This window comes from Bradyrhizobium sp. AUGA SZCCT0431 (assembly GCF_018131065.1).
GTDB lineage: Bacteria > Pseudomonadota > Alphaproteobacteria > Rhizobiales > Xanthobacteraceae > Bradyrhizobium.
On record NZ_JAFCLR010000049.1, the window covers coordinates 1 to 25,460 of the forward strand.

At 63.5% G+C, this 25,460-nt stretch carries 24 protein-coding genes and 1 pseudogene; 11 read left to right on the plus strand and 14 right to left on the minus strand.

Annotated elements, in window-relative coordinates:
* Positions 1-405: 405 nt before the first annotated feature.
* The 5 genes from JQ567_RS32725 (at position 406) to JQ567_RS32745 (ending at position 5,144) form a co-directional block, all read left to right on the plus strand.
* Positions 406-723, plus strand: a complete 318-nt coding sequence (locus tag JQ567_RS32725; protein WP_212442643.1) for a helix-turn-helix transcriptional regulator — start codon at positions 406-408, stop codon at positions 721-723.
* A 49-nt stretch (positions 724-772) separates the two neighbouring features.
* On the plus strand, positions 773-2,128 hold the full coding sequence (locus JQ567_RS32730) for an NAD(P)-binding domain-containing protein (protein WP_212442644.1): 1,356 nt from the start codon (positions 773-775) through the stop codon (positions 2,126-2,128).
* A 52-nt stretch (positions 2,129-2,180) separates the two neighbouring features.
* Positions 2,181-3,350, plus strand: a complete 1,170-nt coding sequence (locus JQ567_RS32735; protein WP_212442681.1) for an MFS transporter — start codon at positions 2,181-2,183, stop codon at positions 3,348-3,350.
* 201 nt (positions 3,351-3,551) lie between these two features.
* Positions 3,552-4,718 (plus strand): MFS transporter, encoded by a 1,167-nt coding sequence (locus JQ567_RS32740; RefSeq protein WP_212442645.1) that lies wholly within the window; start codon positions 3,552-3,554, stop codon positions 4,716-4,718.
* Between the two features lie 9 nt (positions 4,719-4,727).
* Positions 4,728-5,144 carry a RidA family protein gene (locus JQ567_RS32745; protein ID WP_212442646.1) on the plus strand — a complete coding sequence of 139 codons (417 nt, stop codon included), beginning with the start codon at positions 4,728-4,730 and terminating at the stop codon, positions 5,142-5,144.
* 3 nt (positions 5,145-5,147) lie between these two features.
* On the opposite strand, the gene JQ567_RS32750 is transcribed toward JQ567_RS32745, so the two are convergent.
* Positions 5,148-6,035 (minus strand): DMT family transporter, encoded by an 888-nt coding sequence (locus JQ567_RS32750; RefSeq protein ID WP_212442647.1) that lies wholly within the window; start codon positions 6,033-6,035, stop codon positions 5,148-5,150.
* Positions 6,036-6,170: 135 nt separating this feature from the next.
* Here JQ567_RS32750 and JQ567_RS32755 point away from each other — a divergent pair, with 135 nt between their 5' ends.
* Together JQ567_RS32755 and JQ567_RS32760 are read left to right on the plus strand one after the other, a co-directional pair.
* Positions 6,171-6,995 (plus strand): helix-turn-helix domain-containing protein, encoded by an 825-nt coding sequence (locus JQ567_RS32755; RefSeq protein WP_212442648.1) that lies wholly within the window; start codon positions 6,171-6,173, stop codon positions 6,993-6,995.
* A gap of 13 nt (positions 6,996-7,008) precedes the next feature.
* The gene (locus JQ567_RS32760) at positions 7,009-7,473 is read left to right on the plus strand and encodes a GNAT family N-acetyltransferase (RefSeq protein ID WP_212442649.1); all 465 of its coding nucleotides are present in this window, start codon (positions 7,009-7,011) and stop codon (positions 7,471-7,473) included.
* Between the two features lie 21 nt (positions 7,474-7,494).
* Here JQ567_RS32760 and JQ567_RS32765 read toward each other — a convergent pair whose 3' ends face one another.
* The gene (locus JQ567_RS32765) at positions 7,495-8,721 is read right to left on the minus strand and encodes an MFS transporter (RefSeq protein ID WP_212442650.1); all 1,227 of its coding nucleotides are present in this window, start codon (positions 8,719-8,721) and stop codon (positions 7,495-7,497) included.
* Between the two features lie 251 nt (positions 8,722-8,972).
* On the opposite strand from JQ567_RS32765, the gene JQ567_RS32770 reads away from it, so the two are divergent.
* A complete protein-coding gene (locus JQ567_RS32770; protein ID WP_212442651.1) occupies positions 8,973-9,791 on the plus strand; it encodes a chromate resistance protein ChrB domain-containing protein in 819 nt (272 codons plus the stop codon).
* Positions 9,791-11,194, plus strand: a complete 1,404-nt coding sequence (chrA, locus tag JQ567_RS32775; RefSeq protein ID WP_212442652.1) for a chromate efflux transporter — start codon at positions 9,791-9,793, stop codon at positions 11,192-11,194. Before JQ567_RS32770 ends, chrA begins: the two co-directional genes overlap by 1 nt.
* 84 nt (positions 11,195-11,278) lie before the next feature.
* Here chrA and JQ567_RS32780 read toward each other — a convergent pair.
* Positions 11,279-11,803, minus strand: a pseudogene (locus JQ567_RS32780) (NYN domain-containing protein); the annotation flags it as partial.
* Between the two features lie 37 nt (positions 11,804-11,840).
* Entirely contained in the window at positions 11,841-12,173 is a 333-nt protein-coding gene (locus tag JQ567_RS32785; protein ID WP_212442653.1) for a hypothetical protein, read from the minus strand.
* A gap of 248 nt (positions 12,174-12,421) precedes the next feature.
* On the opposite strand from JQ567_RS32785, the gene JQ567_RS32790 reads away from it, so the two are divergent.
* The gene (locus JQ567_RS32790) at positions 12,422-13,516 is read left to right on the plus strand and encodes an AraC family transcriptional regulator ligand-binding domain-containing protein (RefSeq protein ID WP_312017507.1); all 1,095 of its coding nucleotides are present in this window, start codon (positions 12,422-12,424) and stop codon (positions 13,514-13,516) included.
* 31 nt (positions 13,517-13,547) lie between these two features.
* Here the strand turns inward: JQ567_RS32790 and JQ567_RS32795 are convergent, their stop codons facing one another.
* Positions 13,548-14,495: a cation diffusion facilitator family transporter gene (locus tag JQ567_RS32795; RefSeq protein WP_212442654.1), complete on the minus strand. Its 948-nt coding sequence runs from the start codon at positions 14,493-14,495 to the stop codon at positions 13,548-13,550.
* A 36-nt stretch (positions 14,496-14,531) separates the two neighbouring features.
* Positions 14,532-16,532 carry a PQQ-binding-like beta-propeller repeat protein gene (locus JQ567_RS32800; RefSeq protein ID WP_212442655.1) on the minus strand — a complete coding sequence of 667 codons (2,001 nt, stop codon included), beginning with the start codon at positions 16,530-16,532 and terminating at the stop codon, positions 14,532-14,534.
* Between the two features lie 183 nt (positions 16,533-16,715).
* Between JQ567_RS32800 and JQ567_RS32805 the strand changes: the two genes are divergently transcribed.
* Positions 16,716-17,483, plus strand: a complete 768-nt coding sequence (locus JQ567_RS32805; RefSeq protein WP_249165878.1) for a LuxR C-terminal-related transcriptional regulator — start codon at positions 16,716-16,718, stop codon at positions 17,481-17,483.
* Between the two features lie 217 nt (positions 17,484-17,700).
* On the opposite strand, the gene parC is transcribed toward JQ567_RS32805, so the two are convergent.
* The 8 genes from parC to JQ567_RS32845 all read right to left on the minus strand — a co-directional run bounded on the left by parC (position 17,701) and on the right by JQ567_RS32845 (position 25,432).
* The gene (parC, locus tag JQ567_RS32810) at positions 17,701-19,956 is read right to left on the minus strand and encodes a DNA topoisomerase IV subunit A (protein ID WP_212442657.1); all 2,256 of its coding nucleotides are present in this window, start codon (positions 19,954-19,956) and stop codon (positions 17,701-17,703) included.
* A 198-nt stretch (positions 19,957-20,154) separates the two neighbouring features.
* A complete protein-coding gene (gene recO, locus JQ567_RS32815; protein ID WP_212442658.1) occupies positions 20,155-20,907 on the minus strand; it encodes a DNA repair protein RecO in 753 nt (250 codons plus the stop codon).
* 128 nt (positions 20,908-21,035) lie between these two features.
* Entirely contained in the window at positions 21,036-21,416 is a 381-nt protein-coding gene (locus JQ567_RS32820; protein ID WP_212442659.1) for a hypothetical protein, read from the minus strand.
* A gap of 32 nt (positions 21,417-21,448) precedes the next feature.
* Complete coding sequence (gene era / locus JQ567_RS32825) at positions 21,449-22,363, minus strand: GTPase Era (RefSeq protein ID WP_212442660.1); 915 nt, start codon at positions 22,361-22,363, stop codon at positions 21,449-21,451.
* Complete coding sequence (gene rnc, locus JQ567_RS32830; protein ID WP_212442661.1) at positions 22,353-23,177, minus strand: ribonuclease III; 825 nt, start codon at positions 23,175-23,177, stop codon at positions 22,353-22,355. Before rnc ends, era begins: the two co-directional genes overlap by 11 nt.
* Positions 23,174-23,932 (minus strand): signal peptidase I, encoded by a 759-nt coding sequence (gene lepB, locus JQ567_RS32835; protein ID WP_212038338.1) that lies wholly within the window; start codon positions 23,930-23,932, stop codon positions 23,174-23,176. The genes rnc and lepB overlap by 4 nt, the downstream gene beginning before the upstream one ends.
* Before the next feature lie 316 nt (positions 23,933-24,248).
* Complete coding sequence (gene acpS, locus JQ567_RS32840; RefSeq protein WP_212442662.1) at positions 24,249-24,668, minus strand: holo-ACP synthase; 420 nt, start codon at positions 24,666-24,668, stop codon at positions 24,249-24,251.
* A complete protein-coding gene (locus tag JQ567_RS32845; RefSeq protein ID WP_212442663.1) occupies positions 24,665-25,432 on the minus strand; it encodes a pyridoxine 5'-phosphate synthase in 768 nt (255 codons plus the stop codon). Before JQ567_RS32845 ends, acpS begins: the two co-directional genes overlap by 4 nt.
* Positions 25,433-25,460 lie beyond the last annotated feature (28 nt).

Genomic DNA, 25,460 nt, shown 5'->3' on the forward strand with positions numbered 1-25,460 from the left:
AGCCACTGCGCAGGGAATGTCGGATGTTCTCCGCTGCCCTGTATGCTCGTGTGCACTTTGTTTTGTGCAAACCGCACGCGAGACCGCGGGTGCAGCGCGCATCCGGCATTCCCTGCGCCCTTTGTTTGAGGGCAGGAAGTTTCCAGCAAGACTCGGGCGCAATGCGTCGCGGGATCGCGAACACACATTCAGCTGTCATCACCCGCGCATGCGGGTGACCCAGTATCCCAGAGACGGCAATGATTCAACCGAGACGCCCCCGGCGTACTGGGTCCCCCGCTTTCGCGGAGGACGACAGCCTTGTGCGGAACGACCCTATCGACGTTCATTGCGGGCAGAACTCACTATTTCCATCATTCTAGAAATACAGTTGACATCCCTCATTTCGAATAACATGATGGCGTCATGAAACTCGACGACGCCGCCGCACACCTCGAAGCGCTGGGTAACCCGACCCGGCTCAAAATCTATCGCGCGCTGGTTCGCGCCGGCGACGCCGGAATGTCGGTCGGTCGCCTGCAGGACAAACTGAAGATCGCGCCGTCCACCCTGTCCCACCACATCAAGACGCTGATGGTGGTCGGCTTGATCAACCAGGTGCGGGACGCAACCACGCTGGTGTGCCACGCCAATTACGACGTGATGCGAGGGCTGGTCGAGTTCCTGGTTGCGGAATGCTGCACCGGCAACGCCGAAAGCAAGGATACCAAGACCGCGGCGTGAATTTGCGCCGCCATCAATTTCGATATTTCTAGTTTGATGGGAGAACAGTATGAGCGAGGCAAAGTCCGTTGCGATCATCGGCGCCGGCCCGGTTGGCCTTGCCGCCGCCGCCCACGTGCTGGAGCGCGGGCATCGGCCGATCGTGCTGGAAGCAGGCAGCAGCGTCGGGCATTCCGTTCGCCAATGGAGCCATGTCCAGCTGTTCTCGCCGTGGGAATACAACATCGACCGCGCCGCGGAGCGCCTGCTCGCGGCAACGGGGTGGAATTCGCCGGACCCGCAACACTATCCGACCGGCGCGGAATTGCTGGAAAGCTACCTTGAACCGCTCGCGGCCAAGACCGCCCTCGCCGACCACGTCCACACATCGAGCCGCGTCACCGACATCAGCCGCGCCGGTTTTGACAAGCTCAAGACCAAAGGACGCGAACTGGCGCCGTTTGAAATTCGCTATCAGAACGGGCAAGGCCCGAAGGTCGTGAAGGCAGACGCCGTGATCGACGCGTCAGGCACCTGGCATTCACCCAATCCGGCGGGCGCCAACGGCCTCCCCGCCATCGGCGAGACGCAGGCGGCGAGCAGGATCGCCTATGGCATGCCCGATGTTCTGGGACAAGATCGCGCGCGCTACGCCGGCAAGACCGTCGCCGTGCTGGGCGCCGGTCATTCGGCGATCGGCACACTGACCGATCTCGCAGCCGAGGTGCCGGAAACACAGCCTGTCTGGCTGTTGCGCGGCAATGATCCCGCCAAGGCCTTTGGCGGCGGCGCCAACGACAAGCTGGTTGCGCGCGGCGAGCTTGGCGCCGCTTTTGCCTCGCTGGTCGCCGCTGGCCGCATCAGGGTCGAGAGCGAGTTTCGCGTATCGCACATCACGGCGGACGGCCCTCGCCTCACCGTCGCGACTGGTGCGGGCAGTTGCTGCCGCCAGATCGTCGTCGACGAACTGATCGTTGCCACGGGCTTCCGGCCGGACCTGAATTTCGTGCGCGAGCTTCGCATCCAGCTGGATCCGGCGATCGAATGCCCGGTGGCGCTGGCACCGCTGATCGATCCGAACGAGCATAGCTGCGGCACGGTGCGGCCCCACGGCGCGCGCGAACTGGCGCAGGCCGAACCCAGCTTCTATTTCGCCGGCATCAAGTCCTACGGCCGTGCACCCACGTTCCTGATGCTGACGGGCTATGAACAGGTCCGTTCAATTGCCGCCGACATCGCCGGCGATCACGAAGCCGCGGAGCGTGTCGAACTGGTGCTGCCTGAAACCGGCGTTTGTAGCCGCGCGGCCGCGCCAGATGCCAGCAACTGCTGCGGTGGACCCGCGCCATCAACCGTTGACGCCTGTTGCGTAGAGGATGCAAATGCCAAGCAACAAGGCAAAACAGGATGCGGCTGCGCATCTTGAACGAACCGGGGTGAAACGCATTTCCTTGAACGGCCGATCCGTCATCGTCGCGATGTGTGTGGGGCAGCTCGGCAGCCTGCTCCCCCATGTCGTGGTGCCGTCCATTCTCGCCGCGTTCCTGATTCCGGAATGGCAGCTGAGCGGCGCGCAGGCGGGGCTGCTGGCGGGCTCGGGCGCTGCCGGTTACATGCTGACCGTGCCGGTGCTGGCGACGCTGACCGACCGGATCGACGCGCGGAAGATCCTGATCGCGGGCTCGGCGGTCAGTGCACTCGGTACATTGCTGTTCGGCCTGTTTGCCACCGGCCTCTGGTCCGGGGCGTTGTTCAACGCCATCGCAGGCATCGGATTTGCGGGCGCTTACATGCCCGGCCTCAAGGCATTGACCGACCGCCTTGCACCGGGCGATTCATCGCGCGCGGTCACGTTCTACACGTCAAGCTTCTCGTTCGGCGTCGGACTGTCGTTCCTCGTCTCGCAGCTCGTCGCGGACGCCTGGGGCTGGCGCGCCGCCTTCCTGGTGACGGCGCTGGGTCCATTGGTGATGCTTTCGGTCTGTTTCCTGCTGCAACCGGTGACGCCGAAGCCCGCGCAAGGCCGTTTGCTGGATTTTGCGCCGGTGTTCCGCAACACCAGCGCGATGGGTTTCGTTCTCGGCTATGGCGCGCACTGCTTTGAACTTTACGGCATCCGAACCTGGCTGGTGGCGTTCTGGACGTTCGTGGCGGCGAGGAGCTCGGACGGCTCGATCCTGACCCCCGTCGTGGTCAGCGTGCTGTTCTCCGTGCTCGCAATGCCCGCTAGCATTCTCGGCAACGAATGCGCGATCCGGTTCGGCCGCCATCGTGCCATCACCGCCGTGATGTTGAGTTCTGCCGTCGTGGCGCTCTTGATCGGCGCGTTCGCCGACAAATCGCCATGGCTGTTGCTGCCGCTGATCCTGGCCTACGCCATCACCGTGCCCGCCGATTCCGGCGCGCTGACATCGGGGATGACGATGGCGGCGGACCCGAAATACCGCGGGGCGACGATGGCCGTGCATTCGACCGTCGGCTTCAGCCTCTCGGCTTTGGGCGCCTGGGCCCTTGGCGTCGCGCTGGATGCGGCCGGAGGACCGTCGAGCGCCTCGGCCTGGACGGCGGCGTTTACCGTGCTGGCGGTGGGCATTCTGCTTGGGCCACTGGCACTCTACTGGTCGCGACGGACGACAGTCCAGGCATGAGCGCGCGACGACCTCATCCCAAAAAAGCAAGGCTGCTGCCACCAACGCTCATGGCGTTTAGTTTCTAAGTTGTCTATTATCATAGACAACTTGATTCCAGCACGGTGGATATGACGGCAACGAGAACGACAAGCAGGCGCAACGAAAAAGACGGATTCGGGAGCGGATGACGCCGGCACGACATCAAGCGGCAGACGGGCCATGAGCACGCGCCCCCTTCCCATCATCATCGCGCTCGGCACCACGCAGACGCTGGCCTGGGCGTCGAGTTATTATTTGCCGGCCATTCTGGCCGACCCGATCTCACGCGATCTCGGCGTCTCCTCGAACTGGATATTTGCCGCCTTCTCCGCAGCATTAGTGCTCTCGGCTTTGCTCGGCCCGCGTGTCGGCCGGCAGATCGACCTGGTCGGCGGCCGGCCGGTCCTGTCGATGTCCAACGTGGTATTCGCGGCAGGACTGACGCTGCTTGGGTTCAGCACTTCCGTTCCGGTGATGGCCATCGCATGGCTCCTGCTCGGTATCGGCATGGGCGCGGGCCTCTACGATGCGGCGTTCGCCGCGCTCGGGCGCATCTACGGCAATGAAGCGCGGCGCTCGATCACCGGCATCACGTTGCTCGCGGGTTTTGCGTCGACGGTTGGATGGCCGCTGTCGGCCTGGGGGCTGGAGACCATCGGCTGGCGCAACACCTGCTTTGCCTGGGCGGCCGCGCATATCCTGATTGGGCTGCCCATCAACTTGCTGATGCTGCCCTCGGTCCAGGGCGCCAAGGCGGCGGTGGCTAACGCCGTCAAGCCGCACATCGCGATCGACCGCACCATGATCCTGCTGGCCTTCGTGTTCGCCGCCGCCTGGACCGTCACCGGTGCGATGGCCGCGCATTTGCCGCGCATCATGGAAGCGGCCGGCGCCACCACCGCGCAGGCCGTGTTCGCCGGCGCCCTGCTCGGCCCGGCGCAGGTGGCGGCGCGTATTTTCGAGGCTAGCTTCCTCAGCCGCTTTCATCCGCTGGTCTCGACCAAGCTCGCATGTGTCACCAATCCGATCGGCGCGGCGATACTCGGATTGGTCGGTGGCGGCACGGCCAGCGTGTTCGCGATCTTCTACGGCGCCGGCAACGGCATCCTCACCATCGCGCGCGGCACGCTGCCGCTGGCGATCTTCGGCCCCCAGAATTACGGCTATCGCCTCGGCATCATCGGCGCGCCGGCGCGGATGGCGCAGGCTGCCGCTCCATTGCTGTTCAGCCTCCTGATCGACATCATGGGCAGCCGCGTTCTCATCGTCTCCTCCGCGCTCAGCCTCGCGGCGCTTCTCGCGCTGTTTTTGGTACGCAGCCATCCGCCCATCAAGACGCCATCATGAGGACTCCCAATGGTAGATGACCCGACGCCGTCGATCCGGCACATCAACCCGCCCGAACTCGGCACCCCACCCGGCTATTCGCAGATCGTTGACGTCAGCCCCGGACGTCTTGTTTTCATCGCGGGCCAGACCGCGCTCGATCGCGACGGCAATGTGGTCGGGAAGAATGATTTTGCCGCACAAGCGGACCAGGTGTTCGAGAACCTCACCATCGCGCTGCGGGCAAGCGGATGCACGGCCGCCAACCTGGTCAAGCTCACGGTGTTCCTCACCGCCATGGACAATCTCGGCCGCTACCGGGAAGCCAGAAACCGCTTCTTCGCCTCCGTCACGCCGCCGGCGGCGCCCGCGGTGACGCTGGTCGAGGTGTCGAAACTATATGGACCCGATTTCCTGATCGAGATCGAGGCCATCGCCGCGGCGTGAACGTCACGCCTTCAACGGCTTGTTGGCCGCCGACGTCGCGATCCAGATACCGGCGAACACAGCGACCAGCCCGAGCACGAGGTTCGGCGTGATCGGCTCGCCGACCAGCTGCGTGGCGAGCAATCCTGCCGCCAGCGGGTTGACGGTCATGGTGTTGGCCACCCTTGTCGGCGACGCCCGCTCCAGCGCCAGCACCCACAGGATGAACGCCAGCGCGCCGCCGGCGATCCCGAGATAGAGGCCTGCGATCCATTGCGCCGTTCCGAACTGGCTCAAGATCGCGACGCTCCCGGTGAGGGAGCCCACCAGGATCAGCGCGGCGGCACCCGTGCCCATGCCGACGGTGAGGAAGCCTAGCGCGCTCGACCGCTGGATGAACGGACGGGACCACACATTGTAGAACGCCATGCACAAGACGGCAGCCGTCATGATCAGCTCGCCACGCCACGCGCCCGCCGGCGCGCTCGAAAGTCCCGATGCCAGGGCTGCGAAGACGCCGAGCACGGCAATGCCGACGCCGATCGACTTCCGTTTCGTCAGCGGCTCGATGCCGAGCAAGGCGCCGACCACCATGGTGTGCAGCGGCAGTGTCGCGAGCGCGAGGCTGGCGCGCGCCGCGGTCGTATAGGACATTGCGATGTTGTAGAGGACGAAGAACACGCCGAAGAAGCAAAAGCCCAGTGCCGCGACGGCAGGCCAATCCCGGCGCTGCGGCCAGCGCGCCTTCAGCAACAGCGCGACCGGCAACACGCAGCAAAAGCCGATGCCCCAGCGCAGGATCGCCATCGTGATCGGATCGGTATTGCCGGCGAGATAGCGCGTGATCGCCGCCGCGGTCCCGCCGAGAGAGCTCGAGACCAATGCGATTGCAACTCCGACCCATTCGCCCACGCGGCCCCCCAACCTTGATGTAAATGCCTTGATGTACCAGCCTTGATTTGCTGGTCTTGATTTGCTGGTCTTGATTTGCTGGCTTGTGCCATCTTGCCGGTCGGCAAGGTTTCGGCAACTACCTGGCAGGTACTCATGGCGCTCCAGCAGGATTTCGCGGCAAACCTCCGCTGGTGGCGGCGGAAGCGAGGCCTGTCGCAACTCGAACTCGCCGGGCGCACCGAGATTTCGCAGCGGCATCTGAGTTTCCTTGAACTGGGCCGCGCAGCGCCGAGCCGGGACATGGTGATACGGCTTGCGATCGCCCTCGACGTGCCGCTGCGCCAGCATAATTCGCTGCTGATCGCGGCGGGCTTTGCGCCGGTGTGGCGGCAGACCAACCTCGCCGCGCCCGAACTCGGCCAAATCCGCACTGCGCTCGATTTCATGTTGGCCCAGCAGGAGCCGTTTCCTGCCGTTGCGGTCGATCGGCACTGGAATCTGCTGCAAAGCAATTCCGGCACCGTTCGGCTGGTCGAATTCCTGGTCGGGCCATTGGCGCCGGACACGCCGATCAATCTCGCCGACGCGCTGGTTGCTCCGGACGTGCTGCGGCCGCATTTGGTGAACTGGGTCGAGGTCGTCGGCTATTTCATCCGGAGCGTGGAAGCCGACGCTGCCGCTGACGGATCAACCGAAACCGCAGCGCTTCTCAAACGATTGCTCGCTTATGACGGCGTGCAGGCGGCGGTCCATGCGCCCCCTGCCGAACTGGCTATTTCGCCAGTGCTTCCCATGCATTTCCGCAAAGACGGGATCGATCTGCGGCTGTTTACGACCATCGCCACGCTGGGCATTCCGCAGGATATTACGCTGCAGGAACTTCGCATCGAAAATTTCTTCCCCCTGGATGACACCACCGCCCGCATCCTGCGTGGCTGGACCGAAGACGCATCGCGCACAACGCTTCGCAGGGACTGAACGAGAGTGAACCATGTCTGCTGATCTGCTCATTCGTTCCATTGAGCAAGCCGATCTTCCGGCGCTGCTGGAATTGTACCGCGACCTGAATCCCTCCGATCCGCGCCTCGCGCCGGAGGATGCGACATCGGTCTGGCGCCAGCTCTCAGCTTACCCGGGAAGCGCCGTTTTCGTCGGGGTCCGGCAGGGCGTGCTCGTCACTTCCTGCACGCTGGTCGTTGTGCCGAACCTGACCCGCGGCGGCCTGCCCTATGCGCTGATCGAGAACGTGGTCACCGGCGCAAACCATCGCAAGCAGGGACACGGCGGCGCCGTTCTCAAACACGCGATCGCCGAGGCCTGGAAACACAACTGTTACAAAGTCATGCTGTTGACGGGATCGAAAAGCCCGGTGACGTTGAAATTCTACTCTGGCGTCGGCTTTGAACAGAACAAGACCGGATTCCAGATCCGGCGGTTGCCGGTGCGCGAAGACTGATCGGTGCACCTCCCCGCCGCATCAGGACGACTCCTCGGGCGGCTTGATGTGGCGGAACGAAAACAGCAGTGCGAGGTCGTAGCCGATCTTCAGCGCGCCGCAGACCACCAGCGGCAGGCCGGAAAACGCCGTCATCAGCAGCGCGCCTGAGATCGCCGGGCTGATCGCGGACGCAAGGCTGCGCGGCACCGCGGTGACGCTGGCGGCGGCGGGCCGCTCCGCGGGTGTCACGACTGCCATCACATAGGAAGTGCGGGTCGGCACGTCCATTTGCGAAAGCGCCGAGCGCAGCAACAACAGCCCCAGCGCCAGATAGAGATTGGGCGAGAACGCCGCCAGGATCAGGAACACGCTGGAGGGGATGTGCGTGAACACCATGGTGTTGACGAGGCCGATGCGCCTGGCGAGCCAGGCGGCGACCGGATAGGAGAAGGCGCTCAGCGTGCTCGACCAGAAGAAGAACAATCCCGCCGCAGACAACGAAAGATCGAAGCGCTCGAACAGCCACAGCACCAGCAACGACTGCGCGACGAAACCGCCCGCGAAAGCATCGATGCTGAACAGCGCGGCGAGCTTGTAGACGGTGCCGCGCGACGGCCCGAGCGGCGTCTGCGGCGCCCGCTCCTCGCCGCGCGTGTGCGGGACGCGACGATAGAGCGCGGCGCAGAGAATACCGAGCGCGGCGTAGGCATAGAACATCAGGCGGAACGCACCGAGCTGGGTGCTGCCGCTGGCAACGAGAAAATCAGGCAGCGACGCCGCCAACGATCCCGCCGCGGTGGCCAGCGCGCCGATCAGGCTGTAGCGGGCAAATATCTGCGTGCGGCGCTCGTCGGTCGTGCTGTGCGCGAGCACCGCATGTTCGAGCGGCACCAGCACGCCGAGGTCGCCGCCGGACGGATTGATGGTGCCGATAAAGGCGACCAGCACGATCAGGACGAAGTGCTCGACGCCCGGGAACGCAATCCCGGTGGCCGCCATCAGGCCGGCGCCGAAGATCAATAACGGGCGCAGATCATGGCGGGGCGCGATCCAGCCGACAATCAAGGTCAGCAGCGCGGTTCCCAGCAGCGACGCAGTAGCGACGATGCCGACCGCGATGGCGTCATAACCCAGCAAAGTCATGTAGGCCGGCAGGATAATGATCGCAAAACCGTCGCCGAATCCACGCAAGCCCCGCGCGACATAGAGCAGCCTTATCAGCGAATTTGCCGACGAGACGTTCGATTCCGAGGGGATGCTGGCCATCGATCCATGCTTTCATGCGCAACTCGACACGTCGAGCGGTGCGCAGAGCTTGGACGGCGGACCGTCTGACGGGGAGCCTGCTTTGTCCCCGATAGGATGGAGGCTAGGCCGGAATTTGTGCCGCCGCAAGATTGCGAGGTTGACAGCCATAGCTCCAAGCGGCTATTTCGGACGCATGGGGACCTTGCGATCTCCCCACGAGGCGTCAAGCCCAAGTATCGCGTCCCGTTTTCTCTTACGAGGGCGCAATCATGTCATCCTACACCACGATATCTCCAGATAAACTTGCACGGTTGATCGGCACGGCGAATACGCCTGTCCTGATCGACGTCCGTACCGAGGCGGATTTCGCCGCCGACCCGCGGCTGATTCCCGGCGCCGTCAGGCGCAGCCACGAGGACGCCGCCCAATGGGGCGAGGAGTTCGCCGGCCATTCCGCCATTGTGGTCTGCCTGCGCGGCGCGAAACTCGCGCAAGGCACCGCCGCATGGCTGCGGCATCTCGACATTTCGGCCGAGACACTTGAAGGCGGCTTTGAAGGCTGGAAGGAGGCAAAACTCCCGCTCACGCCCACCGCAAAGGTTCCCGCGCGCGATGCCAAGGGTCGCACCGTCTGGGTGACCCGGGCGCGGCCGAAGATCGACCGCATCGCCTGCCCCTGGCTGATACGAAGGTTCATCGATCCGAACGCGGTGTTCCTGTTCGTCGCGCCGTCCGAAGTGCTTGCTGTCGGCGAGCGTTTCAGCGCGACCCCGTTCGATGTCGAGAACGTGTTCTGGAGCCATCGCGGCGAACTCTGCACCTTCGACGTGATGATTGAAGAATTTGGTCTGGCGACGCCACCGCTGTTGCGGCTGGCGATGATGGTTCGCGCCGCCGATACCGGCCGGCTCGACCTTTCGCCGGAGGCACCGGGGCTGCTCGCGGCTTCGCTCGGCCTGTCGCGGATGTTCGACGACGATCTCGAACAGCTGGAGGCCGGCCTGTTGCTGTACGACGCCTTCTATCGCTGGTGCCGCGATGCCACCGGCGAAACCCATAATTGGCCGACCAACAAGGCGAAACCGTAATGGACGCCACGATCGACAAATCAGCCGAAGCCGGCGCCAACAGCGAATACGCTCACGGCATCAGCTTCGGCGAGGCATTCCGGGTCTGGCTGCGGGTGGCGTGCTTAAGTTTCGGCGGGCCCGCAGGCCAGATCGCGGTGATGCATCGCATCCTGGTCGAGGAAAAGAACTGGATCTCCGAGAGCCGGTTCCTGCATGCGCTGAATTACTGCATGCTGCTGCCGGGGCCGGAGGCGCAACAGCTCGCCACCTATATCGGCTGGCTGCTGCACCGGACCGCCGGCGGCATCATGGCCGGCGGCCTGTTCATCCTGCCCGGCATCATCGCCATCATGGGGCTGAGCTATATCTACGCGGCCTATGGCAATGTCGGCTTCGTCGAGGCGGTGTTCTTCGGGCTGAAAGCCGCAGTGCTTGCCATCGTCGTGCAGGCGGTGGTGCGGGTCGGCAAACGCGCGTTGCGCAACCGGGTCATGATCGCGCTGGCGGGCATCGCCTTTGTCGCGATCTTTTTCTTCAACGTCCCCTTCCCGGTCATCATCATCGCCGCCGGCGTGATCGGCTATCTCGGCGCGCGGAGCGGCCGGCCGGAATTTGCCGCGGTCGAACATGGCGGCGGCGGCAAGAAACCAGCCGTCGTCGACAGCCTGCTCGGTGAGGAGTTGCCCGAGCATGTCCGCCCGAGTGTCGCCAAGGCGCTGAAAGTCAGTTCGGTCTGGCTGCTGCTATGGCTGGTGCCGGTGGCCGCGCTGCTGATCGCATTCGGCCAGGACAATGTGTTCAGCCAGATCGCGCTGTTCTTCTCGAAGATGGCGATGGTGACGTTCGGCGGCGCCTATGCCGTGCTGGCCTATGTCGCCCAGCAGGCAGTCGAGCACTATCACTGGGTGCAGCCGCGCGAGATGCTGGACGGTCTCGGCATGGCCGAGACCACGCCGGGCCCATTGATTATGGTATTGCAGTTCGTCGGCTTCATGGCCGCCTTTCGCGATCCGGGCACGCTGTCGCCGATGATGGCGGCAACCCTCGGCGGATTGCTGGCGACCTGGGTCACCTTCATGCCCTGCTTCCTCTGGATCTTCCTCGGCGCGCCCTTCATCGAGACCCTGCGCGGCAACAAGGGGCTTGCAGGCGCGCTAACCGCAATCACCGCTGCCGTAGTCGGCGTGATCCTCAATCTGTCGATCTGGTTCGCGCTGCATACGCTGTTCCGGCAGACCACGCCGGTCCGATCGTTCGGACTGTCGTTCGACATGCCCGTGCTGTCGAGCATCGATATCGCCGCGTTCGTGTTGGCGGCGGCCGCCGCCACCGCGATCTTCCGCCTCAATATCGGCATGCTCTGGGTGCTGGCGGGGTCCTGCGTAGCAGGCGTGGCGTTGCGTCTGACGGGGATGATTTGAGCGGCGGCGGCGCCGTCGCCTACACCCGTCTTAACCACGAAACAGGCCTTCGATCCCGTCGCGCGACGTCTGAAGTTAGCCTGACTCCCGACCGATTCTGTTTTGCAGTTCCGCAATGTCGATGAATCCGTCGGCCTGACGACGCAATTCTTCGGCGACGATCGGCGGCTGGCTCGAAATCGTCGAGGCTACGGTGACGCGGACGCCCCGGCGCTGCAGCGATTCAACCAGCGGGCGGAAAGCGCCATTGCCAGAGAACAGCACGATTTCGTCAAGATGCACGGCGAGCTGCATCGCATCGACCGCGAGTTCGATATCAATGCTGCTCTTGAACTTGCGGCGACCGCCGGCGTCGGAAAACTCCTTCGATGCCTTGGTAATGACGGTGTAGCCGTTGTAACCAAGCCAGTCGATCAAGGGACGGATCGAGGAGAATTCCTGATCCTCGCTGACAGGCGTGTAGTACAACGCCCGCAACAACGAACCGCGGTTCTCAAATTCCATGAGCAGACGCTTGAAGTCGATGTCAAAGCCGAGCGCCCTGCCGGTTGCGTGAAGATTGGGGCCATCGATGAAGATCGCCATTCTGCCGGGCTCTGATCGCAACATATGACCGTCCTTGAACCGAGAAAAAAATGAGCGTCGTTCAGGCCGGTGCGTCACCGGCTTCCGGCTCACCAGCTTCATTCAAACGTTCCGCTTGCGAAACCATGTCGTCGAATGCAGCGATCGCCGCGTCGATCTCGCGGAAGCTGCAACAATCGACCGACACCTTTGTGTCGTGGTCGAACAACTCGATCCACAACGGCGGCTCGTCGCCCACGGGCGATGAAACATTGAACATTCGGATTTCGTGTATTCCGATCCTCACGATCGAGATAACGCTCGGCACAGAGGCACTCTCCGGAATGCCGGACAGCGCTATGAACGCCTGCGTTACTCGCAATCTGCCGGACGTATGGCCGGATTTCGTGCACATCTTGCAATCCCTGAATGGCGGTAGCGTTCGGCGCCCTACACACCTTCATCCGCTCGCTGTGAAACCTGGGAGATACCGCCGCAAAAATCGCGCAACCGAAACCGGCCGGCTCGAAGCGGTAATTCATATCTAGCAGACACCCCGCATCCGGCTTGCTATCCTGCGCCAATTATTTGATCTTCTGCGCCAAGATGCCCCCTCGCGGCGAACAGACCGCAAACGGATGTCGCATTAGAGGATGATGTCTCGTGCCTGCTACCAAACCGGGGCGCATCGATTCGATTCCGAGTGCCTCAGGCGGTATCGCCCGGATGGTTTGCGCTGAGCTGCGCGAACGAGGTATTCCGCTGGCGCCACTTTTGTCGAAGGCCGGATTGAGCGTTGAGCAGATTGATGATCGCGCCGCCCGCGTCGAGGTCCAGAGCCAAATCAAGATTCTGAAACTCGCTGCCGACGTGCTGCAGGATGGCCTTTTGGGCTTTCATCTGTCGCGGGAGTACGATCTTCGCGAGATCGGCCTGTTTTATTACGTCCTGGCATCCTCCGAAGTCTTGAGTGACGCCTTGCAAAAGGCAGCACGCTACAGCCGGATCACCAACGAGGGCGTTTCACTGACATATCGCGCCAACAAGGAAGTCGCGATCTCCTTGGATTACGTCGGCGTCGAACGACGCTCGGACTACCATCAAATCGAATTCTGGCTGGTTTCCCTCGTTCGCCTGTGCCGGCAACTCACCAACCGCCGGTTGATACCGAGCAGGATCAGGCTGGTTCACCACCGCAAGAACACGCCAGCCGAATTTCGGTCGCTGTTGGGATGCGAAATCGAATTTGGGGCCGGAGCGGATGAATTGATTTTTCCAAGTGCGATCGCACACCTGCCCATCGTCAGTGCCGACAGCCACCTCAATCAGCTCCTGATGCAATACTGCGAAGATGCTCTCGCCCACCGGTTGCCGGCCCGCACCAGCCTGCGCGCAAGCGTGGAAAATGTAATGGCTCCGTTGCTCCCGCATGGAACGGCGAACGCCGTCGAAATCGCCCGCCACCTCGGCATGAGCCATCGGACTCTGGCGCGCAAGCTCTCGGCGGAGGGACTGACATTCTCGGACATCGCAGAGGAGCTGAGGGGCGACCTCGCGGGTCATTACCTGGGCGATACCGACCTGCCGATTTCGCAGATTGCCTGGCTGCTCGGTTACCGCGAAGTCAGCGCCTTTACGCACGCATTCAAGCGCTGGACCGGGCTTACACCAAGACAGTCGCGGGCACAGCATCCGCCTGCGGCTGTCGGCGGGGCTTCAAAAATCCGGCAGCGCCTCCGGAAACCATCCGGCCGATAGGTAACCGGCCTCTCGTCCCGGCGTAATCGCCTTACACCCGCTCCGCCGGCGCCAGCTTGCAGACCGCGCCGCTCGACTCGATCTGCAGCGTGGCGTGATGAATGTTGAAACGGTGCGACAGCTCCTCGCAGACCCGATGCAGGAATGCGTCGTCGCTGCCGTCAGGCCGCACCAGATGCGCCGTCAGCGCGGTCTCGTTGGTGCTCATGGCCCAGATGTGGAGGTCATGCACTTCAGAGACGCCGTCGAGGGCGCCGAGATAGTCCCTGACCTTTGCCAGCTCGATGCCGCGCGGCACGCCGTCGAGCGCGAGATTGACGCTGTCGCGCGCCAGCCCCCACCCGCTCACGAGCACCACGGCGGCGATCACGAGGCTGATCGCAGGGTCGACCCACAGCCATCCCGTGAACATGATCACCAGGGCCGCGACGACCACGCCAAATGACACGCCGGCATCGGCGGCCATGTGCAAATAGGCGCCGCGAACATTGAGGTCGCCATGGCGGCCGCGCATGAACAACAAAGCCGTGCCGCCGTTGATGGCGATGCCGAGCGCAGCGACCGCCACGACGGTCCAGCCGGCCACCGGCGCGGGTTCCTGCAGGCGATTGATCGCCTCGACGATGATGCCGCCGACCGCGACCAGCAGAAGGCCGGCGTTGAACAGCGCCGCGAGGATCGAGGCCCGGCGGTAGCCATAGGTATGCCGCTGGGTCGGTTGCTTTTGCGCGAGCCACACCCCGCCCCAGGCCAGCAGCAGCGCGATCACGTCGGAGAGATTGTGAACGGCGTCCGAAATCAGCGCCAGCGAATTGGCGGCATAGCCGAAGATCAGCTCGGCGGCGACAAACGCCGCATTGAGCGACGCCCCGACGGCAAATGCCCATCCGAAATTGTCGGGCGCATGGCTGTGCCCGGCGTGGTCATGTACGTGAGAGTGGTCGTGGTGGTGGTGTGAGTCGTGGTGATCGTGCGCCATACCGCCGTTATATAGCGCACGGAAACGCGAATACTATCACAGCGAAACCGCGATCAGTTCCTCGACCAGTTTTGCGCCGCCGACCGGAAATACGATGAACTGCTTGCCGCCGGCCATATACGTCATCGGCGCGCCCGTGGCATTGGCCGGCAGATCGATCTCCGCCAGCATCTCGCCGGTTGTCTTGTCGTAGACCCACAAATGCGGATCACGATTGAAGAGATCCCGGATCGGCATATTGAGGCCCGGCACGAAGCGCATCGGGCCGAGATATCCCATCTGCACGACGATCATCACCGTCTTGGTCAGGAGCGCCCAACTGCGGCTTGGCAATCCCAGTTGCTCGCGGATGCCGAGCTTCTGGATTGGCGGCAACGCCACGCTGCGCCCGACCGGAATCCGCCAGCGGTGCTCGCCAGAGTTCATGTCGATCGCGACCATGCTGCCGAATGGCGGCTTGAGCAACGGCAGGCCGCGCGGGCCCGGCACATAACTGGGCAAGCCGATGAAGTCATAGGGGGACTCCCACGGCTCCGGCTTGCGGATCATGATGAGGGTCGGCAGCCGTTGGGTGCCGACATAGAGCGTGCCGGTTTCCGGATCGATCGCAGCCCCGGCCCAGCTTCCGCCGCCGGCATTGCCGGGCACTTGGATCATCCCGCGCTCGGTCGGCGGTGTGTATAGACCGCCGCGATCATAGGCGGCGGCGATGTCGATGGCTTCCTTGTGAATTTCCGGAGTCAGGGCAATCAGATTCTCATTGGTTGCTCCCTGGATATCGAACGGTGCCGGCTTGGAAGGAATCGGCTGGGTCTTCGAGGCACGCTCGCCGGGCACGCTGGAGGCTGGGACCGGTTGCTCCTCGATCGGCCACACCGGCCGGCCGGTGACGCGATCGAATACATAGATCAAGCCCTGCTTGGTCACCTGCGCGACCGCCTTGATTGGCTTTCCCGCGACCGTGATATCGATCAGGTTTGGTGCTGCCGGCAGGTCGTAATCCCACAGGCCGTGATGGACAATCTGGTAGTGCCAGACCTTCTTGCCGGTCGTCACGTCGAGACAAACGAGGCTCTCGCCATAGAGCCCGTCACCCAAACGGTGGCCGCCGTAATAGTCGTTGGTCGGCGTCGAAACCGGCAGATAGACGTAGCCGAGTTCCTCGTCCGCGCTCATCGGCGCCCAGACATTGGCGTTGCCGGCTTCCTTCCAGGATTCCTTCTCCCAGGTCTCCGCGCCCGGCTCCTCGCCCTGCGCCACCGTGTGGAATGTCCAGAGCAGACGGCCTGTGGCACCATCGAACCCTCTGACATCGCCGGGCGGTGACGGCCGGCTTCCCCACCAGTCGAACACGGACGAGCCGACCACGATGACGCCGCGCACGATCACCGGCGGCGACGTCATGGTGTAATAATTGCGGTCGATCGGGCGGCGCAGGCTTTCGACCAGATCGATCCGGCCGTCCTTGCCGAATGTCGGCACCGGTTTGCCGGTTCTAGCATCGAGCGCGATCAGCTGCGCGAACGCGGTGAGAATCACGATGCGTTCGTCGTCGCCATTGCGCCAATAGGCGACGCCGCGGTGCAGCCATCCGAGGTTGGCGGGAATACCGAGGCCGTTTTCGTAGATCTTTGGGTCATACACCCATTTGGTCACGCCGGTAGCCGCGTCGATCGCTGCGACCTGCGACAGCGATGTACTGGTGTAGAGCGTCCCGCCCACCATCAGCGGCGTCGATTCATTGACAGCGCTGGGGCCAACGGTCGGATTGGCTTCCTTGATCGCCATGTCCGGCGACTTCCAGCGCCAGGCGACATGCAGGTTCTTGGCGTTAGTCCGATCGATCTGCGTGAGCGGCGAATAGCGCGACGCGGCGTAGGTCCCGGCATAGGCCGGCCATTCTCCTTGCGACAATGCCTTGGCAGATTCAGGCAGCGCACCGGGGATGGGCTGAGCGTTGAGCAAAGACGGCATGGCGAGCATCAGGAGTGCTCCGCCGATCGTTGCGATGAGTCGTTGCCATTCCGCTTTGCGCAATGCCGCCTCCCCTTTTTTGGAGAGCATCGGCGAGAACTCTGATGCAGTCAAAGGGCATCCAGCAGAATCCCAAGCGGATTACGAAACCGTAATCCGCCGATGGACCAGCGAAACGGCGGGTCGCAAGCCGCCCTTTGCCGTGATCCCCGGTTCGCCTTTCTCTGTGATACAATGAAGCGATCGATGGAAGGTCTCTGCAAGCGGGTGCAAGTGTCGTTAGCTCGTTCTGATCTCAATCTGAACGCCTGGATCGATGCGCTGCGTGCGCTTCCGATCGCGCCGGTAGCCGAATCCGATGTCCTGGCGTGGGTCGAAGGGCCGCTGCGGGCATTCTTTCCGTTTGAAAGATTCCTTGCCGCCTACGGAAACCTGTCGGGCGGCCGCATCCAGATGCGTCAACTGATTTCAAGCGGGCATTCAACGGAGTTTCTCGCAGGCCTCGAGAGCCGGTTCGACCTCAAGGCGCGTGGCTACTTTGCGTGGTGGGTGGCAAACCGCAAGGCATTCGTCCTGGACAGAAAAGCGCCCGATGACGCGGACATGCCAAAGATCGCTACAAGGCGCGAATTGGACGAGATCGAGCGATTTTCGCTTGGTGTCGTCGCCGCCCATGGCGTGATCGACCCGTACTCTAATGCCGGGACTTATCTGAGCTTTTCCGGCGTCGCGGGATCGGATCACAAGCGAACCATCGCAGAGCTCGATCTGATTGCCCCCGTGCTGCACACGCTTTTTCTTCTCACCAGACCGCCTGCACGCGCGGCAGCTGATTTAACGGTCCTGACGAACCGCCAGCGTGAACTGGTCGATCTTGCGTTGACCGGATTGCCCGACAAGGCCATCGCGCGGCAATTGAAGATTTCCGAAGACACCGTTGGAAACCATTTCCGCGCGATCTATGAAAAGCTCGCCATCAGGAAGCGCAGCCAGCTCATTGCGCTGCTGCGGTAGCCGGGAGCCGCGCCCAATACATGGCCGGGCATAGCCATCTGTAGGACGGCGTCGCTTCCGCTCGCCTATGCCCGGCCATCCACGTCTTTCCTGCTTAATGAAACCAAGACGTGGATGCCCGGCACCCGTCTCCGCCAAGGCTTCGACGAGGCCACGAGTCGCTGGCCCGCCGGAGCTTTAGCGAAGGCGGCAAGGCCGGGCATGACGAAAAGGGCCCCTACTCCACGCCCCGCAGGAACTTGTTCGACTTCGGCAGCCCGTGCGCGAGGCGGCCGGCGTCGGCGCGGTTGCCGCGCCAATCGGCCAGTTCCTTCCAGCTCATGCTTTGGTCGCGACCGGCGGAATCCTTCCAGCCGAGCCCCGCCTTGGAATCGAATACCGCGACATCCGACAATTTGGCGCTGGTGTATTTCTGCAGCCGCACGCCGCGGCCGCGCGCCATCTCCGGCACCTGGTCGAGCGGAAACAGCACCATCTTGTGGTTGGTGCCGATGACAGCGACGGTGTCGCCGGCCACGGTCGTGATCGCGCAGGCCTCGTTCGGCATTTCGACGTTGAGCACCTGCTTGCCCTTGCGGGTGTTGCCGACGCAATCGTCCTCGTTGACGATGAAGCCCTGCCCTTCGTGGCTCGCGATCAGGAATTTGCGGCCGCCCTTGTTGACGAACAGCGACACGATCGCGGTTTCCGGCTCCATGTCGATGAACATGCGGATCGCCTCTCCATGGCCGCGGCCGCCCGGCAGCTTTGCGACGTCGAGCGAATAAAACTTGCCGTTGGTCGCGAACACCAGCAGCTTCGAGGTGGTCTCGGCGAAGAATGCATGGTCGAGCTTGTCGTCGGTCTTGAACGCAAGCCCGGAAATATCCTCGACATGCCCCTTGAGCGTCCGCACCCAGCCCTTTTCGGAGATCACGACCGTGCACGGTTCGCGCTCGACGAAGGCCTCCTCGATCGCGGCCAGATCGTGCTCGGGCGCGTCCGCGAAGGTGGTGCGGCGCTTGCCGAGCGGCGTCTTCGGACCAAACATGTCACGGACCTTGCGGACCTGGTCGCCGACCTTGGCCCATTGCTCGGCCTCGGAGCCGAGCAGCGCCTTGATGCCCTTTAATTCGGCCCGAAGGTTCTTGTCCTCGGTGCGGATCTCGAATTCCTCGAGCTTGCGCAAACGGCGCAGCCGCATGTCGAGGATGGCGTCGGCCTGGACCTCGGTCAGCTTGAACGCTTTCATCAACTCCGGCTTCGGTTCATCCTCGGTGCGGATGATCTTGATCACCTTGTCGATGTTCAGATAGGCGATCAGGTAGCCGCCGAGCACTTCCAGCCGGTTCTCGATCTGGGTCTTGCGGTAGTTTGAGCGGCGCAGCAGCACGTCGCGGAGATGGTCGAGCCATTCGCGCAGGCATTCGGCAAGGCCCACCACTTTCGGGATCTTGCCCTTGATCAGCACGTTGAGGTTCAGCGAAATCTTGCTTTCTAGCTCGGTCAGCCGGAACAGCGATTCCATCATCAGCGCGGGATCAACGGCGCGAGATTTCGGCTCGATCACGAGACGGACGTCTTCGGCGGACTCGTCCCTGACGTCGCCGACCAGCGGCAGCTTCTTCTCGTTGAGCAGTTCGGCGATCTTCTCCACCAGCCTGGATTTCTGCACCAGCCACGGGATCTCAGTGATCACAACGACCCAGGTGCCGCGCGCGCCCTCTTCCTGGGTCCATCGCGCGCGGGTGCGGAACGAGCCCCGCCCGGTCATGTAGGCTTCGGCGATCGCTTCCTTGGAGTCGACGACGATGCCGCCGGTCGGGAAATCCGGCCCCTTGACCCATTTCAGCAGCGACTTCGATTTGGCATCGGGCTTGTCGATCAGATGCAGCGCGGCGTCGCACAGCTCGGCGGCGTTGTGCGGCGGGATCGACGTCGCCATGCCGACTGCGATGCCCTGGGAGCCGTTGGCGAGCAGGTTCGGGAAGCCGCCCGGCATCACCACCGGCTCTTTGGTCTGGCCGTCGTAATTGGGACGGAACTCGACGCCGTCCTCGTCAATGCCCTCCAGCAGCAGCTGCGCCACCGCGGTCATGCGCGCTTCGGTGTAACGATAGGCCGCCGGGTTATCGCCGTCGATATTGCCGAAATTGCCCTGGCCGTCGACCAGCGGGTAGCGCGAGGAGAAATCCTGCGCCAGCCGCACCATGGCGTCATAGATCGCCTGGTCGCCATGCGGATGGAACGAGCCCATCACGTCGCCGACGATTTTGGCGGATTTCTTGAAAGCCGTGCCGGGGTCGAGCCGCAGCAGCCGCATGCCGTAAAGGATGCGCCGATGCACCGGCTTCAGGCCGTCGCGGCCGTCCGGCAGCGCGCGGTGCATGATGGTCGAAAGCGCATAGGTGAGATAGCGCTCTTCCAGCGCATCCCGCAGCATGACTTCATGGATTTCGGCCGGCTCTTCCGGCGGTAACGTTCGTTTTCCCATGGGGACGAGTTAAACTTTTGGGCTGACTCGGGCAAGCCGCGAATCGGGGCAACACCATCCTGGCGTCGTCCCGGCGAAGGCCGGGACCCATAACCACGGGTGTTTTTGAAAGAAACGGCTGTGGCCGCAGCTCCTGTCGATAGGCCGCGGCGTATGGGTCCCGGCCTTCGCCGGGACGACATGCTGGAACAATCCCCGTCAGACCGCGGAACTGATTCGCGCCCGGTATTTGGTCACCGCGTTGATGAATCCATCGCGGGCGTCGGAATGGCCCTGCCCGCGCGGCTCCAGCACGTGGCGGAGCAGGAACATGCCGGTCAACCGAAAGCCGTCCTGCAGGTCCTGGTCCGACCAGCCATTCGTCCCGCCCTCGCCTTCTCGCAAAAATGCCGGCAGCGGCAGCAGCCGGTCGCGGTAGGGCTCGCCGGCGCGCCGCGACACCGCGCCGCCGGATTTCGGCGACACGTAAATCAATTCCGTTGTCTCGCCGGTCGCGGCGCAGTTTTCCAGGTCGAGGCCGAAGCCGAGTTCGGCCAGCATCGCGAGCTCAAACCGGATCAGATGCGCCGCGGCGCCGCCGACATCGTCGAAATCGTCCAGCGTGCGCTCGAACATCTCGTAGATGTCCTCGTGCGGGTCGCGCTCCGGCAACAGCCGCACCAGCGAGGCCAGATGGGTGACGCCATAGGTGGCATGCGCCGACGCCAGTAACGTCGCCGCGCGCAGCCGCGTGCCCTCGATGGCGTAATATCCGAGATGCTCGTCGAGCCGCGCCCGCCACACCGTGGTGACGCTGTTGCCGGGCTGCAGCAACGGCCGCATCCTTTTGCTCGCGCCGCCGCGCACCAGGCCAAGGTGCCGGCCATGGCTGCGCGTCAAGAGCTCGACGATGGCGGAAGATTCGCCATGCCGCCGCACCCCCAGCACGATGCCTTCGTCGGTCCATTCCATGGGCGGAAGTTTATCACGTAGGGTGGGCAAAGCGTAGCGTGCCCACCAGCGATCAACAAACAGTGTCGCACCGTATCGGTGGGCACGGCGCGAAGAGCGCGCCTTTGCCCACCCTACGCAGCCGATCGCTAAGCGTTGAACCAGCCCACCGCATCGCCGGTGAAGGAAAAATACAGCCCCACCGCCGTCAGCGCGCAGGACACCACCTCGATGGCGCTGTCGAGTTGCAGGCCGTTGACGCCGATCACCTGCACCAGCGAGATCACCGACAGCACCAGCGCCGCGGCCAGCACCCAGCGCGGCCAGTTCTTGCGGTCCCGCGCCGCGAGCCGGACGAAATAGACCAGCAGCAGGATCAGGCCGGCCGCCATCAGGGTCGCGACCATGATCATCTGCTCGGTCATGTCGGCTTTCGGCGTGCGGTCCTGGAACGCGACCGACACCGCATCCAGCGTCAGCGACAGATAGAGCAGCACTTCAAACCAAACTACGTTTTTGGGCAAGGTCATCGAAGACGCCGATCATCGCTGATGTTTCTTGATTATTCTTTCGGGAATTCCAGTCCCATCTCACGATAGCGATCCGGGTCGTCGCCCCAGTTCTCGCGCACTTTGACGAACAGGAACAGATGCACGGGCTGCCCCAGTATCTCGGCGATCTCCTTGCGGGAATCCGCGCCGATCGACTTGATGGTGCCGCCGCCCTTGCCGAGGACGATCTTGCGCTGGCTCTCACGCTCGACAAAGATGGTCTGCTCGATGCGGACCGATTTGTCCTTGCGTTCGGTCCAGCTGTCGGTCTCGACGGTGGATTGATACGGCAGCTCCTGGTGAAGCTGGCGGTAGATCTTCTCCCGCGTGATCTCGGCCGCCAGATGCCGCATCGGCGCATCCGACATCTGGTCTTCGGGATAGTGAAACGGGCCTGCCGGCACCATTTTGGCGAGTTCGGCGCGCAGATCGTCGACGCCGTCGCCCGACAGCGCCGAGATCATGAAGGTGTGTTCAAACTTCATGCGGTCATTGGCGGCCTGCGCCAGCGCCAGCAATTTCTCGCGCGGGATCAAATCGATCTTGTTCAGCACCAGGATTTTCGGATGCTGCACACTCGCAAGCCTGCTCAGGATCGCGTCCGCCTCCTCGTCGAGGCCGGCTTTGGCATCGAGCAGCACGCAGACCAGATCGGCGTCATGCGCCCCGCTCCAGGCGGTCGAAACCATGGCGCGGTCGAGCCGCCGTTTCGGCGCGAAGATGCCGGGCGTATCGACCAGGATGATCTGCGCGTTGTTCTCGATCACGATGCCGCGGATCAGCGCCCGCGTGGTCTGCACCTTGCGCGACACGATCGTGACCTTGGAGCCGACCAAAGCGTTGACCAGGGTCGACTTGCCGACATTGGGCGCGCCGATCAGCGCGACGAAGCCGCAAGCGGTCTGGGCCGGAGATTCAGCTGTCATTGCCACCACCGCCGACGCCTTCGCGCTCGATCATCACGGACGCCGCAACCTTCTCGGCCGCACGCTTGCTGCCGCCGACGCCTTCGGCCGGCTCGAGGCCCGGCAGTTCCACGGAAACGCGGAACTGCGGATCGTGATGCGGCCCGGTGCGCTCGACCTCGCGATAAACCGGCGTCGGCATCCCCTTGCTCTGCGCCCATTCCTGCAACACCGTCTTGGGATCGCGCAGCGGCCGGCGCGGCTTGCGCATCCGTTCGGTCCAGTTGCGCTCGACGAATTGGGCGGCGGCGCCGTAGCCGCCGTCGAGAAAGATCGCCCCGATCACGGCTTCGCAGATGTCGCCGAGCACGGATTTGCGCAACCGGGCGCTGGCGCTGGCGCCGACCTGGCCGAGCTTGATGTCGTCGACCAGACCGAGCGACTTGGCGACGTCGGCGCAGCTTTCCTTGCGCACGAGATCGGCAAGACGTTTTGACAGCTCGCCCTCGTCGGCGTTCGGAAAGGCGCGATACAGCATGTCGGATACGATCAGCCCGAGCACATGATCGCCGAGAAATTCGAGGCGCTGATAGCTTTCGGCGCGATTGCGCGCGGGTTTTAGCGCGGACACATGCGTGAACGCGGTGGTCAGGAGGTTGGGATCGCCGAACTTGTGGCCGATGCGCGCTTCGATCGCAGCGGCCGCGGCCTTCGCCGATTCCTTGGCCGAGCCCTTGCCGCGCTTCTTCTTGGCCGCAGGTTCGCCACCGGCATCAGGCTGCGGGCTCTCGCCCTGTGTCGGGGTATCCCTGATGACGGGCGTTTCGTCGTTCATCGCACGATTGAAAAAATGCGATTCCAGCGCACCGCGGTCGGCCAGCGCCAGAACATCCAGGCATGTTCGCCCTCGGCAATGGAGAAGAAGATCATTTGCGCCCGGCCGACGATGTTTTCGAACGGCACATAGCCCACCGCCGACAGCACGCGGCTGTCGGTCGAATTGTCCCGGTTGTCGCCCATCATGAAGAAATGGCCGGCCGGCACGGTATAGATGGTGGTGTTGTCGTAGAAGCCGTTGTCGACGCAATCGAGCGACTCATAGGAGACGCCGTTCGGCAATGTTTCCTTCCAGCGCTTGACGCGCGCGGTGGCGTCGGAGCCGCACGGGTCCTCACCGATGAAATCGCTCAGGCGCTCGCGCTTGATCGGGGCGTCGTTGATGTAGAGCAGTCCTTCGCGCATCTGGATGCGGTCGCCCGGCAGGCCGATCACGCGCTTGATGTAATCGGTGGAATCGTCCTTCGGCAGGCGGAACACGACGATATCGCCGCGCGACGGCTCCGAGCCGAAGATACGGCCCGAGAACAGCGGCGGCGACAGCGGGATCGAGTAGTGGCTATAGCCGTACGAATATTTCGAGACGAACAAATAGTCGCCGACCAAGAGCGTCGCCTTCATCGATCCCGAGGGAATGTTGAAGGGCTGGAACAGGAAGGTGCGGATCACGAGCGCGATCAGGAGGGCGTGGATGACGACACGGATGGTTTCGCCCAAGCCGCTTTCAGTTTTTGTCCCGGATGTCACGCTCATCGCTTTCCCAATTCCCGCAAGGCTGCTTCAAGCAAGGCTAGTCTTAAACAGAGGCTTGGCCTGCACGGTGGCAGAACGTTTTCCTCACGCGAATCGAGAGTTCCGTTCGCGTCAAGAAAATGGTCTTCGATACTGATGTTGAAGGCAAATTCCGGCGCAAAACCCGAATTCGCCCTGGTTCGGTAGTGTCGCTGCGGCGTTTTAGACGGTTGTTCGCGGCCGTGCAATCAAGCGCCTCGATAAAACTTCGTAATCCATTGATAAATCAATGTTTTTTAGTTTTACGTCGGTCCCCGGGCGCGAACGGCCGCCTGCCCTATGATTTGCCCGGAACGACCGCCGAAATTATGACGAAGGCCTGCGCCAGCGGCCAGTCGTCGGTGATGGAAAGGTCGATCCGGGCCTCGAACCCCTCCGGCGTCAGCTTCTCGAGGCGGGCCAGCGCCCCGCCGGTCAGCTTCATGGTGGGACGGCCGCTCGGCAGGTTCACCACCCCCATATCCCGCCACCAGACGCCCTGGCGGATGCCGGTGCCGAGCGCCTTGGAACAGGCCTCCTTGGCCGCGAACCTTTTGGCATAGGTCGCGACCACCATCTTCTCGTTGTTGGCGCGGCGCGCGGCCTTGGCGCGCTCGGCGTCGGTGAAGATGCGCTCGAGGAAGCGCTCGCCATGGCGTTCGATCACCTTGGCAACCCGCGTGATGTCGATCAGGTCGGAGCCGATGCCGATGATCATGTCGGAGCCACGCTGCGCTGGCGCCCGCGGTCCATCGCCGCGCGCATGGCGCGGACGGTTTCGCCGAGGCCGACGAACAGCGCCTCCCCCATCATGAAGTAGCCGATGTTGAGTTCGGCGATCTCGGGCAGAGCGGCGATGGTCTCGGCCGTGTCATAGTCGAGGCCGTGGCCGGCATGAACCTCAAGCCCCGCGGCGCGCGCCAGCCGCGCGCCCGCGACAATGCGCTGCCATTCCGCCTCGGCCTTGGCGGCATGGCCATCCACCACGGCGTCGCACCAGCCGCCGGTATGGATTTCGATCACCGGCGCCCGGAGGCGCGCGGCCATCTCGATCTGGGCGGGATCGGCGGCGATGAACAGCGACACCCGGATGCCGGCATCGTTCAGGCGCGCGATGAACGGCGCCAGCGCATTGTGCTGGCCGACCACGTCGAGCCCGCCTTCGGTGGTGAGCTCCTCGCGGCGCTCGGGAACCAGGCAGACCGCGTGCGGCCTGGTCGCCAGCGAAATCCGCAGCATGTCCTCGGTCGCCGCCATCTCGAAATTCAGCGGTTTTGAGATTTCGGCCTTGAGGCGCGCCATGTCGGTGTCGCGGATATGGCGGCGGTCTTCGCGCAGATGCGCGGTGATGCCGTCGGCCCCCGCCTCGATCGCGGTCAGCGCGGCGCGCACCGGATCCGGCCGCGCGCCGCCCCGTGCATTACGCAAGGTAGCGACGTGATCGACATTGACCCCGAGGCGCAGCGGAAGAGCTTTCGGCATTTCACTCTCTTGGAATCCTGGCGGGCGA

What these genes read in the sequence shown, in the direction of transcription:
- JQ567_RS32730 (WP_212442644.1), top strand. Translation starts at nt 773, where the DNA reads ATGAGCGAGGCAAAGTCCGTTGCGATCATCGGCGCCGGCCCGGTTGGC.
- JQ567_RS32770 (WP_212442651.1), top strand. Translation starts at nt 8,973, where the DNA reads ATGTCATCCTACACCACGATATCTCCAGATAAACTTGCACGGTTGATC.
- acpS (WP_212442662.1), bottom strand. Translation starts at nt 24,668, where the DNA reads ATGATCATCGGCATCGGCTCCGACCTGATCGACATCACGCGGGTTGCC.
- era (WP_212442660.1), bottom strand. Translation starts at nt 22,363, where the DNA reads ATGACAGCTGAATCTCCGGCCCAGACCGCTTGCGGCTTCGTCGCGCTG.
- JQ567_RS32820 (WP_212442659.1), bottom strand. Translation starts at nt 21,416, where the DNA reads ATGACCTTGCCCAAAAACGTAGTTTGGTTTGAAGTGCTGCTCTATCTG.
- JQ567_RS32765 (WP_212442650.1), bottom strand. Translation starts at nt 8,721, where the DNA reads ATGGCCAGCATCCCCTCGGAATCGAACGTCTCGTCGGCAAATTCGCTG.
- JQ567_RS32760 (WP_212442649.1), top strand. Translation starts at nt 7,009, where the DNA reads ATGTCTGCTGATCTGCTCATTCGTTCCATTGAGCAAGCCGATCTTCCG.
- lepB (WP_212038338.1), bottom strand. Translation starts at nt 23,932, where the DNA reads ATGAGCGTGACATCCGGGACAAAAACTGAAAGCGGCTTGGGCGAAACC.
- recO (WP_212442658.1), bottom strand. Translation starts at nt 20,907, where the DNA reads ATGGAATGGACCGACGAAGGCATCGTGCTGGGGGTGCGGCGGCATGGC.
- JQ567_RS32755 (WP_212442648.1), top strand. Translation starts at nt 6,171, where the DNA reads ATGGCGCTCCAGCAGGATTTCGCGGCAAACCTCCGCTGGTGGCGGCGG.
- JQ567_RS32735 (WP_212442681.1), top strand. Translation starts at nt 2,181, where the DNA reads ATGTGTGTGGGGCAGCTCGGCAGCCTGCTCCCCCATGTCGTGGTGCCG.
- JQ567_RS32785 (WP_212442653.1), bottom strand. Translation starts at nt 12,173, where the DNA reads ATGTGCACGAAATCCGGCCATACGTCCGGCAGATTGCGAGTAACGCAG.
- JQ567_RS32805 (WP_249165878.1), top strand. Translation starts at nt 16,716, where the DNA reads ATGGAAGGTCTCTGCAAGCGGGTGCAAGTGTCGTTAGCTCGTTCTGAT.
- JQ567_RS32725 (WP_212442643.1), top strand. Translation starts at nt 406, where the DNA reads ATGAAACTCGACGACGCCGCCGCACACCTCGAAGCGCTGGGTAACCCG.
- JQ567_RS32845 (WP_212442663.1), bottom strand. Translation starts at nt 25,432, where the DNA reads ATGCCGAAAGCTCTTCCGCTGCGCCTCGGGGTCAATGTCGATCACGTC.
- chrA (WP_212442652.1), top strand. Translation starts at nt 9,791, where the DNA reads ATGGACGCCACGATCGACAAATCAGCCGAAGCCGGCGCCAACAGCGAA.
- JQ567_RS32795 (WP_212442654.1), bottom strand. Translation starts at nt 14,495, where the DNA reads ATGGCGCACGATCACCACGACTCACACCACCACCACGACCACTCTCAC.
- parC (WP_212442657.1), bottom strand. Translation starts at nt 19,956, where the DNA reads ATGGGAAAACGAACGTTACCGCCGGAAGAGCCGGCCGAAATCCATGAA.
- JQ567_RS32745 (WP_212442646.1), top strand. Translation starts at nt 4,728, where the DNA reads ATGGTAGATGACCCGACGCCGTCGATCCGGCACATCAACCCGCCCGAA.
- JQ567_RS32740 (WP_212442645.1), top strand. Translation starts at nt 3,552, where the DNA reads ATGAGCACGCGCCCCCTTCCCATCATCATCGCGCTCGGCACCACGCAG.
- rnc (WP_212442661.1), bottom strand. Translation starts at nt 23,177, where the DNA reads ATGAACGACGAAACGCCCGTCATCAGGGATACCCCGACACAGGGCGAG.